The organism is Psychrobacillus sp. NPDC093180, from assembly GCF_044754065.1.
Lineage (GTDB): Bacteria > Bacillota > Bacilli > Bacillales_A > Planococcaceae > Psychrobacillus.
Window position 1 is genome coordinate 107,624 of record NZ_JBIVOJ010000009.1, and the last position, 13,061, is coordinate 120,684.

A 13,061-nucleotide genomic window follows, 5' to 3' on the forward strand; every position below is an offset into this window, starting at 1 on the left:
CAATCTTTTCTTTCTTATGTTTCTTATTGTACCGTTCATTTCTTAACATTTCAGAAGGATAATTATGAAGAATTTCTTAAGAAATTAATATGTAACTTTCTATGGAGTAAACAGTCTAATCCTATAAAGGAGTGATTCTATGAAAAAGCTTATTTGGGGCGCGTGTTCGATTTTCATCATTTTGCTCCTGGCGAGCTGTGGAACAAGTAATGGAGATCCTACTACAGGTGGAGACCCGCAACCGCAGGAAGACAAAACTATTTCGACTAAATTAGAAGTGAATGAGGATGGCAATGCTTCCTTTACGATTAAAAATGAAACAGAAGTCGAAAAGAGCTTAACATATCCAAGTGGACAGGAAATTGAATATCAGCTTTTAGACAATGAACATAATATCGTTTATACGTATTCAGCCAATAAAACATTTACGTTAATGCTACAAGAAAAAATATTAAAACCAAGTGAAGAATTAGTCATTCCACTTGAGCTACAAACCGAGTTAGCAGAAGTACCCGCCGGTTCCTATACACTCATCGCGTGGTCTACTTCTGATGAACTAAGTGACCAAAAAGAAGAGGTAGCTTATGAGTGGGTTGGAAATAAAGAGCCTGAAAGCACTGTAGCAACAGAAAAAATTACCGTCTACCAAGCGGATGCAAATGCAGAATATGTAGAGCCATATGAAATAACTATTGATCCTTCAGGAGATGTAGTCCGTCAAATTTTTGAAGAAATAATGGTGCTTGATGTGGGATTAATTGATTATCGTTTCGAGAATAATAACACGAAACTCATATTAAATATGGACAGCGGATTAAATAATGTTCAAGGTAGTGCCGGGGAGCACATGTTCATCGGGACAATTGTACATTCCTTTTTTGATAACTTTCCCGAGTTAGAGGAAATATATTTTGAAAGGGAAGGCAAATCACCTGTTACACTTGCACATTTAGTTGTGACAGAGCCTTTTACACGAGACCAAGTCTATACTGATTCTCCCAACTAAAAAATACTCTTTTATAACCATAGTCCACAAGGCATTAAACGTATACACTTAGCTTAAATAGCAAAGTAAAATTATTTTAACAAGGTGGGCTATACATGACAAATCCTGAAAAAACGAATTTACCTCCTAAAACATGTTCAGTTGAACGACTAATCACGAAAGAATCCGATATAGAATTGGTATTGCAAGGGAAGAAAAATGCTACTCGACGTAATGGACGCTATGCAGATGTAGGGGAAGTAATGGATCTTAGTGGACAGTCTTTCGTTATTGACGCAGTCTATATTCAAACGCTGGGTGAGTTGACGGATGCGCATGCACAGCAAGAAGGGTTCGAATCGGTAGAAGATTATAAACAATCCATCCTGTCTTATCATCCGGGTATGCCATGGTTACCTCAAATGACTGTGTGGGTTCATGAATTCAGTCCAGTAAAGGCTTAGTCACCAATTAAACCACCTGCCATAAATGGTTGGTGGTTTGTTTTACGTCTATTCGTTCATAATAGTATCGTTACATCCACGATTTCATCTAGTTGTAAGGTGAATGAGTTGAAAACGTCTTCCATTTCAATTGTTCTTCTGTTTATATCCACCCAAGTTACCTTTCCTAGGTGAATATGGAAAGCTCCGTTTCGCCACGTTTTTATTTCTACTTCTACATTTCGTTTCATCGCTAATTGAATATTTTCTTGAATGATATCTAAATCCCATTCATCGAGATTTGGACGAGGGGTCTTCTTTTGTTCTTCCATGTATTCTCTAAGGAGTTTGACGTGTTCTGGCAGCATCATTGCAACCCACTTTTTGCTTCCTCGATCCCGTACTTTTGATAAATCTAGACTATCCATTGCTTTATCAAAATCCACCTAGATCACCTTGCTTTCTTTTGGACTAACAGGAGCGATTGCTAATACGTTCGTTATAAGAAATGTTCGTTTTGCCTTCTTTTTAAAGCAATATGCTTGAAAAGAGCTATCCAGCACCTTGAGTATTTTAACTCTTCTCCTGCTAATTTCGTTCGATTTAGATAGGTATATTAATTCCACATACTGTCCTCGATTGAAATATTTCTCTAATAGAATACGCACAAACGTTCCCTCCTTTTTAATTAGTATATGAAACGTATGTTCTTTTTACAACAAGAAAATGTTGCTAATTGCATTTTATTTCACCTTTCATTCGCTCCGTTATTTTCCAAAGCTTACTTACAGTAGTCGAGCGAATGCTTCTCCAAACAGAGCAAACTTCTAGTCCACCACCAGTCAAAAAAATTATCATTTCCTAAATCCTAAAAACCCTATCCTCCCTGGTAGAAGGATAGGGCTTTCATATACAGAGTTATTCTTCATTCATACCGATGCAACGTTCGCATTCGTAAAGGGATGACTCTACTTTTTCATGAATTTCACATCCACATTCACGACAATGCTTTGTATTTGCCTCTTGAGTAGTTGTTTTCATGCAAATCACCTCCTATAATTTTTCATAGCCTGGTAATGTGAGAAATTCAACAAATTCTTGTTCACTTATTAAGGAAAGGAAAAGTTCGGCTGCTTCGTTGTATCGTCCATTTGCATAGTTTTCGCTGCCAAATGCTTTTTCCAGCTTATCTAGTTCTTCCTGCAAAGTTTCACGTACTAAGCTTTCCGTAACTTTTCGACCATCCTCTAATTTTCCTTCTGGATGACGAATCCATTGCCATACTTGCGTTCGAGAAATTTCAGCGGTAGCAGCGTCTTCCATTAAATGATTGATCGGCGCTGCTCCGTTTCCACGTAACCATGATGCAATATATTGAACCCCTACACTACAATTTAAACGCAAGCCTTCTTCTGTAATGGAGCCTTGCGGGACTTCCAACAAATCCCCAGCTGCCACTTGCAAATCCTCTCGTTTCCGCTGAATCTGATTAGGCGTAGGCATATGTTCATCAAATTCTCCCAATGCTACAGGGACTAGACCCGGATGTGCTACCCATGTTCCATCATGCCCATCGGTTGCTTCTCTACGTTTGTCTTCTCGGACTTTTGCAAATGCTGCTTCATTTGCTACTTCGTCCCCTTTAATCGGTATTTGAGCTGCCATCCCACCGATCGCCGGTGCATTTCTACGATGACATGTTTGAACGCAAAGTTGTGTATACGCTCGCATAAATGGGGATGTCATCGTCACTTGGCTACGATCCGGTAAAATTACATTTGGTTGATTGCGAAGACGTTTAATATAACTGAAAATATAATCCCAACGCCCACAGTTTAGCCCCGCTGAATGATCTCGCAGCTCATATAAAATTTCGTTCATTTCAAAAGCGGCCATTATTGTTTCGATTAATACAGTTGCTTTAATCGTTCCATTTGGAACACCTAATTGTTTTTGGGCAAAAACGAAAATGTCATTCCATAATCTTGCTTCAAGATGACTCTCGAGCTTTGGCAAATAAAAATAAGGACCAGTTCCACGAGCTAATAATACCTTCACATTATGGAAAAAATATAATCCGAAATCGAAGAAGCCACCTGCAATCTGTTCCCCATCAATAAGCACATGTTTCTCAAGCAAATGGAGACCTCTAGGACGAACCATTAAAACAGCTGTATGTTCTTTTAAGTTATATTCTTTTCCATTGTCTTGTTTAAAAGAAATCGTTTTTCGAACGGCATCGCGCATATTCACTTGACCATCCATCATATTATCCCAAGTCGGTGAAGTGGCATCCTCGAAACAAGCCATAAATGTTTTTGCACCAGAATTTAATGCATTGATAACCATTTTGCGATTGACTGGTCCTGTAATTTCTACTCGGCGGTCTTTTAGATCATTCGGAAGTGGAGCAATTGTCCAGTCCCCTTCTCGAATGGTCTTTGTTTCTTGTAAGAAGTCCAGTGTTCCTCCATTATCCAACTGTTTTTGCCGTTCTTCCCTCGTTTGTAGAAGTTCTATTCTTCTTTCATTAAATGAGCGATGAATGGATGCTATGAAATCTAATGCTTCTGGTGTTAAAATTTCTCTACTTGCATCTGTTTCTTTTCCAACTATTTCAATCCTTTTAGCGGTTGTTTGTTCCATTTATGAATAACCTCCATCCCCATGATTGATTATATAAATTGTGCTACCTCCGTAGAACCTTTCATCGCTGTTGTAGAAGAAGTTCCTCCTGAGATTACTTGTGAAATTTCATCAAAGTAGCCGGTACCTACCTCACGTTGATGTTTCGTCGCTGTGTATCCTTTTGCTTCATTCGTAAATTCTGCTTGTTGTAGCTTCGAATAAGCAGCCATTCCGTTAGTTTTGTAGTCATGCGCTAGCTCGAACATACTATGGTTTAATGCATGGAATCCTGCAAGTGTAACGAACTGGAATTTGTATCCCATTTTCCCTAACTCCACTTGGTATTTTGCAATCGTTTCATCGTCTAGGTTTGCTTTCCAGTTGAATGAAGGGGAACAGTTATATGCAAGTAATTTCCCAGGAAATTGTGCATGAATTGCGTCAGCAAACTGTTTAGCTTCTTCTAGACTTGGATGCGACGTTTCACACCATATAAGATCCGCATAAGGTGCATATGCTAAGCCACGTGCAATTGCTTGCTCAATGCCCGGTTTAGTACGGAAAAATCCTTCTGGTGTTCTTTCACCAGTGATGAATTCTGCATCTCTTGGGTCAATATCACTTGTGACCATATCTGCTGCGTCCGCATCTGTACGTGCGATTAATACAGTTGGAACACCAGATACGTCTGCCGCTAAACGTGCAGCAATTAAATTACGAATCGCATTTTGTGTAGGTAGCAATACTTTTCCACCGAGATGTCCACATTTCTTTTCAGACGCTAACTGATCTTCTAGGTGAACACCTGCTGCTCCAGCTTCAATCATGCCTTTCATTAGCTCAAATACATTTAATGGTCCACCAAATCCAGCTTCTGCATCTGCAACAATCGGCGCAAACCAATCGAAATGATCTTCTCGTCCTTCTGCTTGATCAATTTGATCTGCGCGTTGTAATGCTTGGTTAATACGTTTTACAACCGCTGGCACACTGTTTGCCGGATAAAGGCTTTGGTCTGGATACATCTGTCCGGAAAGGTTCGCGTCTGCTGCAACTTGCCAGCCACTTAAGTAAATCGCTTGAAGTCCTGCTTTTACTTGTTGTACTGCCTGATTTCCTGTGAGGGCTCCAAGCGCATTAATAAAATCTTCCTTGTGTAAAGAATTCCATAAACGCTCTGCACCTTTGCGAGCTAATGTATGTTCGATTTGTAAGGAACCACGCAGCTTTATCACTTCTTCCGGTGAGTAAGGACGTTCAATCCCCTTCCAGCGATTCTCTTGATCCCACTCCGTACGCAATTGTTCGATTTGTTCCTGTTTAGTTAACATATTCAGCATCCTCTCTTCATTTAATTTATTAAACTGTTAAAAACGTTACTTTTATACTGTTCCATAACAGTTTGTTTTCTTGTAATCTACTATATAACAATTATCAGAATTTTGCATAGACTTTTCGATAAACGACTATTTTTTAAGGATGAAATGTAAATAGGACGGATGAACAACGAATTTTTATACAGGAGGGAAATGGATGGAAATATCGAAAGATCAACTGAAGAAGTATACAGGATTATTAGAAGATTGGATCCCAAAAGGGGCTGCAATTGCTATCGCAGTAAGGGGAGAGTATGTTTATTACGTTGCAGGGAATCAAGATTTGCAGCTCCAAAAAGGGCAGAAGGTTAAGGAAGGAAGCATTGCAGAAATAGTTATGCAAACCTGTTGTAGAACAGAAGGATTAGTGGAAGATAAAATTCTAAACGTCCCTTACTATGGTATTGCCTATCCAATCGATATTCTAGGAGAAACCGGGGCACTGGTTGTTATATTGCCTCCCGACTATTCACTAGTCCACCAACCCCCCTATCGTTTTTTAACCGGTAAACAAGAAGAAGAATGGCGACCAATACCAATCGAAAAAATTGCCTATATGGAAAGTCTTCAGAAAAAAACATGGTTTTACGCGGGTAAAGAGCCTTACAAAACGAACATCCCACTGAAAGAACTACAACAACGACTACCCGAATCCTTTTTACGCATTCACCGCTCCTATATTGTAAATGTTTCTTTTATCGATCGAATCATCCGAGATTTTTCATCTAATTTACTAGTACTACTCCAAGATGGCACAGAACTTCCAGTAAGTCAGACATATACGGCAGATATTCGAAATGCCTTAGGGTTTTGAGGCGAAAGAGCTATCTCAACCGGAGATAGCTCTTTATTACTTTAACTATTAACAGGTAGTTGCTTCGCCGATCTACTACCAACTGTCAGAACGACAATACTTCCAAGCAACAGCAAAATACCGATCCATGACGTTGCACTCAATATTTCACCTACAATGAAAACCCCTAACAAAGCGGCTGTCGTCGGTTCCGCAAGCGACAATGTTAATGCAGAGGAAGAGGGAATTTTATTCAATCCTCTTCCATATAACACATATGCCACACTCGTCGTTGCAAGCCCTAAGTAAAAGATGATTCCTACATTTCCCCCGTTCTGTAGCCAGCTAACATCATATAAAAACCAAAATGGTGATAAGAAAACAGCGCTAAGCGAAAATGTCATCGCTACCGCAGGAATCGCTTCTTCCTTTTGTAAAAGTGATTTACTAGACATCGTGTATATCGCAAATCCAACACCTGCAATAAGCGAATACATGACCCCAACTGGATTGATCGTAATTTCCCCTTTATTCATAAACAAAAAAATGCATCCTAGTAACGCAAAAGCGGTGGAAATTCCCCAAATTTTTGATGGTCTTAATTTTAAAAATAACCACTCGATTAAACCTGAAAATACAGGTGCGCTTCCAATAGCGACAACGCTCGCAATTGCCACTCCTGTCAATTTAACAGACGAAAAAAACAATAATTGAAAAAGCGATATACAAATCGCTGCATAGATCGTTTCTTTCCAAGGCCAACTCTTAAACTTAATTTTCTTTAAAAGGATCATTGCAATTAACAATGAAAAACCGCCGACCGCTGAACGCCCTGCACTAATAACGAAAGGATGCGCATTTTCCGGTAAAAATGTTTGCGCCGTCCCCGTTGTCCCCCATAAAACAGCTCCAAGTAATACGAATATGTATGGTATTATAGACAAACCCATCACCTCTATTGAAAAATCTCATTTCACTTTCCATATAGCACATATTGAGATAGTAACTATCGTATCTTATACTTATATAGATAGGAGGCATTCCCCATGTATATGACAGTAGAAGAGACTGCGAATTATTTATCTATGCCTATTGAACAAGTGAAACGTTATATAGCCGAAAAAAAGATTCGTGCAATCTTCGATGGAGAAGATTATTACGTGAATAGCGCGCAATTCCAAACACATTTAGAGCAAGTAGAAGAGTTAAAACGCCAAATTGACGAATGGCGAAACACGCCCATTCCGGATGATATTGATGTAAAAGACGAGGATTAACATTTATATGCATATCAAAAATGACTTCGACGCAAATTGCCGAAGTCATTTTTTCCTGCCTTAGAAAATAATAAAGTCTATGACATGTAGATAACTTTCTACAAGTAATTCTCCGTCCAGACTCCAGCGCCTTGCCCCTCGGGGTCAAATGTGAAAAAGCTGTGGTGGCTGAGGAGCTGCCTCCTCGCTTTTCCCCATTTGCCTGTCGGGGCAGACATAGGCGCTTGCGCTTTTGTTTTTTAAATAGTAATAAAAAATCCTGCTCGCTTACCAATAATTTCTGCGTAGTCTTCTACCATGACACTTGCAGTTGGATACATTCCCGCTCCAGGTCCTACTAATGTCAGTGTGCCGATATAATTTGTATCTAATGATACAGCGTTGTTTACTCCCTCTATCGCATATAAAGGATGATCCGGACCTACAAGTTGCGGTCCAACCGATGCAAATAGCTCTCCATTTTCGTCTTGTTCGATTTCTGCGACATGGCGATAACGAAGTCCTTCTAGTTTTGCTTTTCTAACATCCTCTAGTGAAATTTCATCAATTCCAACTACTTTTACATCGCTCCAGTTTGGCTGTTTACCAAAAGCAAGCGCACTTAAAATCATTAGTTTACGGAATGCATCTTGACCAGAGACGTCATTATATGGATCTGCTTCAGCATATCCAAGAAGCTGTGCTTCTTTTAAAGCCTCTTCAAACTGGCATTCATCTAAACGCATTTGCGTTAAGATGTAATTCGACGTTCCATTTAAAATCCCTTGAATTTTCTTCACGGAATTGACTTGAAGCAAATTTTTCAATGTTTTAATAACAGGAACTCCACCAGCTGTAGTTGCTTCATACCCGACAAATACACCACGTGATTTGGCACGCTCTTGTAGGGGAATGCTGTATTTGGAGAACATCACTTTATTTGCTGTAATGACATGACATCCTTTATCGATTGCTCGACATAAATAGCTATACGCTGGTTCTTCATTGACAATCGCTTCAAAAACTACTTGTAAACCTGGAATATTAATAATGTCCTCGAAGTTATCTGTCACTAGCACACCAGGGGTTGCTATTCTTTCTTTTGCTAAGTTATTGACAAGAATAGCGCTAATTTCAATATCCAATCCTAGCGATTTTTTTAAGTCTTCTTTTTTTTCATTGACAATATGATAGATCCCTTGGCCGACTGTTCCAAAACCTAAGATTGCTGCTTTTATTTTCGCCATACTTTCTCCTCCAACTAAATCTGCACAATTGAGCTTTTTACATATTGTAGACTATTTCAGCCCAATTAACAACAAAATTCTATCTAGAGAGGACATTTGTTTTTTCCACAAGTACTTTATCCAAAGCATTTTGTAAGTCCTCTACCGCCTCTAACCCAACAGACAAGCGGATTAGATCCTCTGTAACACCTGTTTTCACTAAATCTTCTGGTGTTAGCTGTTGATGTGTTGTAGATGCTGGGTGAATAATTAATGATTTTGCATCTCCAACATTTGCTACATGCGACCAAATTTCAATATTATCAATAATACGTCGCCCTGCTTCTTTTCCACCTTTTACACCAAAGTTTAAAATAGAGCCGAAGCCGTTTTGTAAATACTTTTTCGCCAGTTCATGAGAAGGATGATCTTCCAATCCCAAATAGTTCACCCATTCTACACCTTCGTGGTTCACTAAGAACTCTGCAATTTTTTGTGCGTTTTCGTTGTGTTTAGGCACTCGAAGATGCAGCGTTTCTAACCCTTGTAAAAATGAAAAAGCGGCTTCTGGACTTAATGAAGGACCGAAATCACGTAAAAGCTGTACACGTAATTTAATCGCAAAAGCTACGTTCGGTACATCGATCCCATAACGTAACCCGTGATATGTTACGTCCGGCTCTGTAAACCCAGGGAACTTATCAGAATTCCAGTCGAAGTTTCCTCCGTCTACTACAATTCCACCAATCGTTGTTCCATGTCCACCAATCCATTTCGTAGCTGAATGGATTACAACATGAGCACCATGCTTAATCGGGTTCGTTCCATATGGAGTCGCAAATGTGTTATCTATTAAAAGCGGAACTCCTACTTCATTCGCGATAGCTCCCACTTTTTCTATATCTAGTATGTTTAAGCTTGGGTTTCCAATCGTTTCCGCAAAGAAGCCTTTTGTTTTATCCGTTACTGCAGCTCGGAAGTTTTCCGGATTATTGGCATCCACGAATTTTACCGTAATGCCGTAACGAGGCAATGTATGTGCGAATAAATTAAATGTACCGCCGTATAAGTTTTCTGCTGCAATTATTTCGTCCCCTGCTCCCGCAATATTCAAAATCGAGAATGCAATGGCTGCCATACCCGAAGATACTGCAACTGCTGCTGTTCCACCTTCAAGAAGCGCAACTCGTTGTTCAAAAACATCGACAGTCGGATTCATAATACGAGAGTAAATATTACCCGTTTCTTTTAATGCAAAAAGATTTTGTGCATGCTCCGTATCGCGGAACACGTAAGAAGTCGTTTTGTGAATAGGTACCGCTCGAGAACCTGTTACTGGATCTGGTTGCTGACCGCCATGCAAAAGAACTGTTTCTTTTTGAAGATTTGTCATTTTGAATTCCTCCTAGAAAATAGTTTAGATGGACGCATTGGGAAACGGGGAAAGATTTTTAGGACAAACAAAAACCCCACTTCGATTAAGAAGAGGGGTGCAGTTTCGCATGTTCCTCCTCTTATCTTCCAAATTCACGTAAATGAATTTGTAGGAATTAGCACCTTTCCGAGTTTAGAACTCGGTGGTTGCCGGGCATCGCAGGGCCTATTCCCTCCGCCACTCTTGATAAGAGTATTTGATTTAGTTTTCCATCTTGATACAAAGTATAAGATTCTATGAATCTGTTCGTCAAGTGTTTTTCTAAAAAATTCTGAAACTTCTTTGATAGTTGAACGTTTAATGTATTGTAGTTATTAGACTCGGAGGTGATATGATGGCAGTTTGGATTTTGACTATATTAATTATTAGCTACCTAATCGGAGCAATCCACGGTTCGAAAGTTGCGCAAATTATTAGTGGTGTCAACATAAAGAAAGAAGGGCTTAAAAACTCTGGCGCTTCCAATGCGGCAATTGTCCTAGGGATGAAGTATGGTATTCTAGTTGCTCTAATTGATATTTTAAAAGGTGTTCTCGTTATTATCGGCATTCGCTTTTGCCTATCGCAATACGGTAATTTTTCCGCTGTGGAACAGGATTTATTGCTTTATTTAGCTGGGGCTGCTGTTATTTTAGGACATAATTTCCCGGTTTATACTGGATTTAAAGGTGGAAAAGGGACTGCTTCGATTATTGGTATTTTATTTGCTATTTATTGGCCAATTGGACTTATCGGACTTTTATTATTAATAGGTACGACTTTTTTAACGGATTTTTTATTGATTGGTGTATTTGTCTTTTATGCAGTATTTATCGTTGCTTCCATTTGGTTTGCAGAGGGAGCAGCACCTATTGCTATAGCTGGTTTTTTATTTATCATGGCTGTTGTTTTACATATCGAAAATTTTCGTCGTCTAGTCCGTAAAGAAGAACCAAGAATATCCGCCTTCTTGAAGAAAAAGAAGCCGTCCGTGTGAATGCAATGAAGAGAAAAATGAGGTGGATCGTGCTTATTCCTTTACTAGTAGTTGTTTCAGGCGGATTTGGTATGTGGATGGTGACGAATAAATGGCTAGATGACGGTTTAGAGCCAAAAGCAGATGGATCCAATGAATACGCCATCGTGCTTGGCGCAAAAGTGAAGAAAGGAAATGTCCCTTCCCTTTCACTTCATTACCGTTTGGAAGCGGCGCTAGCATATGCTATAGAGCATCCCCATGTGAAGCTTGTTGTATCTGGCGGACAAGGTCCCGATGAAGATATCGAGGAAGCGATTGTTATGAAAAATTTTCTTTTGGAAAATGGGGTAGCCGAAGAGCGAATTATCGTGGAAAAACAGTCAACCTCTACTTATGAAAACTTAAAGTTTTCGCAGGAGCTACTACCAGAAGAGGTGGATTCAGTAACAATTATTACGAGTGATTATCATTTACATCGGGCGAAAATACTTGCTAGTAAACTCGGTTGGAATACGGATGTTGTCGCTGCGGAAACGCCGGAAGTGGTGGAGGCAAAAGTGCGGTTGCGTGAAAGGGCTGCGCTTTTGAAGACTTATATTGTTGGGAAATAACTCCGGGCTTCTAGACGGAGTTTTTTGGTCGTATCCGAAACTATTAATTTAAAATTATATAAAGTATCATTGATTTTGAAGGTGAAGACTAAAAATTTTCACTTTTCTTTTTTTAGAATTTGACGTTGACCTCTCTCTTATCAGGTAAAACAAATAATAAGGAGTGACAAGTGTGAAATCACAAATTATCCAAGCTTTCGGCGAACCATCTGTATTTCAGTATAAGGAGATTTCAAAACCTGAGCTACAACCTGGACATGTACTTGTTCAAGTAAAGGCTACAAGTGTTAATCCTATTGATACGAAAGTCCGAGCTGGTGCAGTTCCAGCCGTAGCACCGACATTTCCAGCAGTATTACACGGAGATGTGGCTGGTTTGGTCTGTGCAGTAGGTGAAGGAGTGACCGATTTTAAAATTGGCGATGAAGTGTTTGGATGTGCGGGTGGATTTAAAGGGACGTCTGGTGGTGCTCTTGCTGAGTTTATGCTGGCAGATGTTGACCTACTTGCTCATAAGCCGAAAAATTTGACGATGGAAGAAGCCGCGGCTTTACCACTGGTTTCCATCACCGCTTGGGAAGCATTATTTAATCGTGCAAAGCTAGTACCTGGGCAAGACATCCTAATTCACGGAGCTACTGGAGGCGTCGGGCACGTCGCCATTCAACTAGCCAAATGGGCAGGAGCAACAGTCTACACAGCTGCTTCTTCAAAAGAAAAGCTGGAGATTGGCACTCGCCTTGGTGCAGATGTAACGATAAATTATCGAGAAGAAAGCGTTAACGATTATGTACAAAAATATACTAACGGGAAAGGATTTGACCTCGTCTTTGACACTGTGGGAGGTAAAAACCTTGATCGCTCTTTTGAGGCGGCAGCACTACATGGAACAGTAACAGCCATCGCCGCTCGTTCGACTCATGACCTCTCCCCTATGCACTCGAAGGGACTTTCCCTCCATATTACTTTTATGTTGTTGAAAATATTAAACAAAGAATTGCATAAACATAATGGTGAAATTTTGAAGAAGGTTGCTAAGGTGGTCGAGGAAGGAAAGCTGCGTCCGCTATTAGATTCCAAAGTTTTTACATTTGATAAAGTCTCCAAAGCCCATGAGTATATGGAGTCAGGTAAGGCAATAGGAAAAATTGTTTTGAAAAATGATTGGTAATATTATTGTTGAAAAAAGCTTCCGTTATTCGGAAGCTTTTTTTGTATGATACCCCTTCTCCCCATATGGCTGCAATTTATCCATCCACTGGTCTAATAGTTTTTCCGTATTCGTTCCATTCTTTTTGTAGTTCTTTGTTCGTATGCATTCCGTCTTGAAAATAACTCTTATTATTTCAG

Annotated in this window: 15 protein-coding genes and 1 riboswitch; of the genes, 7 read left to right on the forward strand and 8 right to left on the reverse strand. The window is 39.6% G+C overall.

The window, feature by feature from the left end:
• The first annotated feature begins 139 nt into the window (after positions 1-139).
• Complete coding sequence (locus ACIP9W_RS14680) at positions 140-1,006, forward strand: BsuPI-related putative proteinase inhibitor (RefSeq protein WP_400790776.1); 867 nt, start codon at positions 140-142, stop codon at positions 1,004-1,006.
• Between the two features lie 95 nt (positions 1,007-1,101).
• Positions 1,102-1,449, forward strand: a complete 348-nt coding sequence (locus tag ACIP9W_RS14685; RefSeq protein WP_400790779.1) for an ASCH domain-containing protein — start codon at positions 1,102-1,104, stop codon at positions 1,447-1,449.
• Between the two features lie 56 nt (positions 1,450-1,505).
• Here ACIP9W_RS14685 and ACIP9W_RS14690 read toward each other — a convergent pair whose 3' ends face one another.
• The 5 genes from ACIP9W_RS14690 to aceA form a co-directional block, all read right to left on the reverse strand.
• Positions 1,506-1,874 (reverse strand): YolD-like family protein, encoded by a 369-nt coding sequence (locus ACIP9W_RS14690; protein WP_400790781.1) that lies wholly within the window; start codon positions 1,872-1,874, stop codon positions 1,506-1,508.
• The gene (locus ACIP9W_RS14695; protein ID WP_400790784.1) at positions 1,875-2,096 is read right to left on the reverse strand and encodes a transcriptional regulator; all 222 of its coding nucleotides are present in this window, start codon (positions 2,094-2,096) and stop codon (positions 1,875-1,877) included.
• A 250-nt stretch (positions 2,097-2,346) separates the two neighbouring features.
• Positions 2,347-2,469 (reverse strand): YhfH family protein, encoded by a 123-nt coding sequence (locus tag ACIP9W_RS14700; protein WP_188713325.1) that lies wholly within the window; start codon positions 2,467-2,469, stop codon positions 2,347-2,349.
• Positions 2,470-2,481: 12 nt separating this feature from the next.
• A complete protein-coding gene (aceB, locus tag ACIP9W_RS14705; RefSeq protein ID WP_400790786.1) occupies positions 2,482-4,074 on the reverse strand; it encodes a malate synthase A in 1,593 nt (530 codons plus the stop codon).
• A gap of 29 nt (positions 4,075-4,103) precedes the next feature.
• On the reverse strand, positions 4,104-5,387 hold the full coding sequence (gene aceA, locus ACIP9W_RS14710) for an isocitrate lyase (RefSeq protein WP_400790789.1): 1,284 nt from the start codon (positions 5,385-5,387) through the stop codon (positions 4,104-4,106).
• A gap of 202 nt (positions 5,388-5,589) precedes the next feature.
• On the opposite strand from aceA, the gene ACIP9W_RS14715 reads away from it, so the two are divergent.
• The gene (locus ACIP9W_RS14715) at positions 5,590-6,246 is read left to right on the forward strand and encodes a LytR/AlgR family response regulator transcription factor (RefSeq protein WP_400790792.1); all 657 of its coding nucleotides are present in this window, start codon (positions 5,590-5,592) and stop codon (positions 6,244-6,246) included.
• A 41-nt stretch (positions 6,247-6,287) separates the two neighbouring features.
• Here ACIP9W_RS14715 and ACIP9W_RS14720 read toward each other — a convergent pair whose 3' ends face one another.
• The gene (locus ACIP9W_RS14720; protein WP_400790794.1) at positions 6,288-7,175 is read right to left on the reverse strand and encodes a DMT family transporter; all 888 of its coding nucleotides are present in this window, start codon (positions 7,173-7,175) and stop codon (positions 6,288-6,290) included.
• A 96-nt stretch (positions 7,176-7,271) separates the two neighbouring features.
• On the opposite strand from ACIP9W_RS14720, the gene ACIP9W_RS14725 reads away from it, so the two are divergent.
• Positions 7,272-7,502: an excisionase family DNA-binding protein gene (locus tag ACIP9W_RS14725; RefSeq protein WP_142538991.1), complete on the forward strand. Its 231-nt coding sequence runs from the start codon at positions 7,272-7,274 to the stop codon at positions 7,500-7,502.
• A 239-nt stretch (positions 7,503-7,741) separates the two neighbouring features.
• Here ACIP9W_RS14725 and ACIP9W_RS14730 read toward each other — a convergent pair whose 3' ends face one another.
• Together ACIP9W_RS14730 and ACIP9W_RS14735 are read right to left on the reverse strand one after the other, a co-directional pair.
• A complete protein-coding gene (locus ACIP9W_RS14730) occupies positions 7,742-8,728 on the reverse strand; it encodes a homoserine dehydrogenase (RefSeq protein WP_400790796.1) in 987 nt (328 codons plus the stop codon).
• Between the two features lie 79 nt (positions 8,729-8,807).
• Entirely contained in the window at positions 8,808-10,100 is a 1,293-nt protein-coding gene (locus tag ACIP9W_RS14735) for an O-acetylhomoserine aminocarboxypropyltransferase/cysteine synthase family protein (RefSeq protein ID WP_400790798.1), read from the reverse strand.
• Between the two features lie 118 nt (positions 10,101-10,218).
• A riboswitch (SAM riboswitch) is annotated at positions 10,219-10,335 on the reverse strand.
• A gap of 138 nt (positions 10,336-10,473) precedes the next feature.
• Here ACIP9W_RS14735 and ACIP9W_RS14740 point away from each other — a divergent pair.
• From ACIP9W_RS14740 to ACIP9W_RS14750, 3 genes are all read left to right on the forward strand, one after another.
• Positions 10,474-11,118: a glycerol-3-phosphate acyltransferase gene (locus ACIP9W_RS14740; protein WP_400790800.1), complete on the forward strand. Its 645-nt coding sequence runs from the start codon at positions 10,474-10,476 to the stop codon at positions 11,116-11,118.
• A 5-nt stretch (positions 11,119-11,123) separates the two neighbouring features.
• Positions 11,124-11,711 carry a YdcF family protein gene (locus tag ACIP9W_RS14745; protein WP_400791101.1) on the forward strand — a complete coding sequence of 196 codons (588 nt, stop codon included), beginning with the start codon at positions 11,124-11,126 and terminating at the stop codon, positions 11,709-11,711.
• A 172-nt stretch (positions 11,712-11,883) separates the two neighbouring features.
• On the forward strand, positions 11,884-12,882 hold the full coding sequence (locus ACIP9W_RS14750; protein ID WP_400790803.1) for a zinc-dependent alcohol dehydrogenase family protein: 999 nt from the start codon (positions 11,884-11,886) through the stop codon (positions 12,880-12,882).
• The last annotated feature ends 179 nt before the right edge of the window (positions 12,883-13,061 follow it).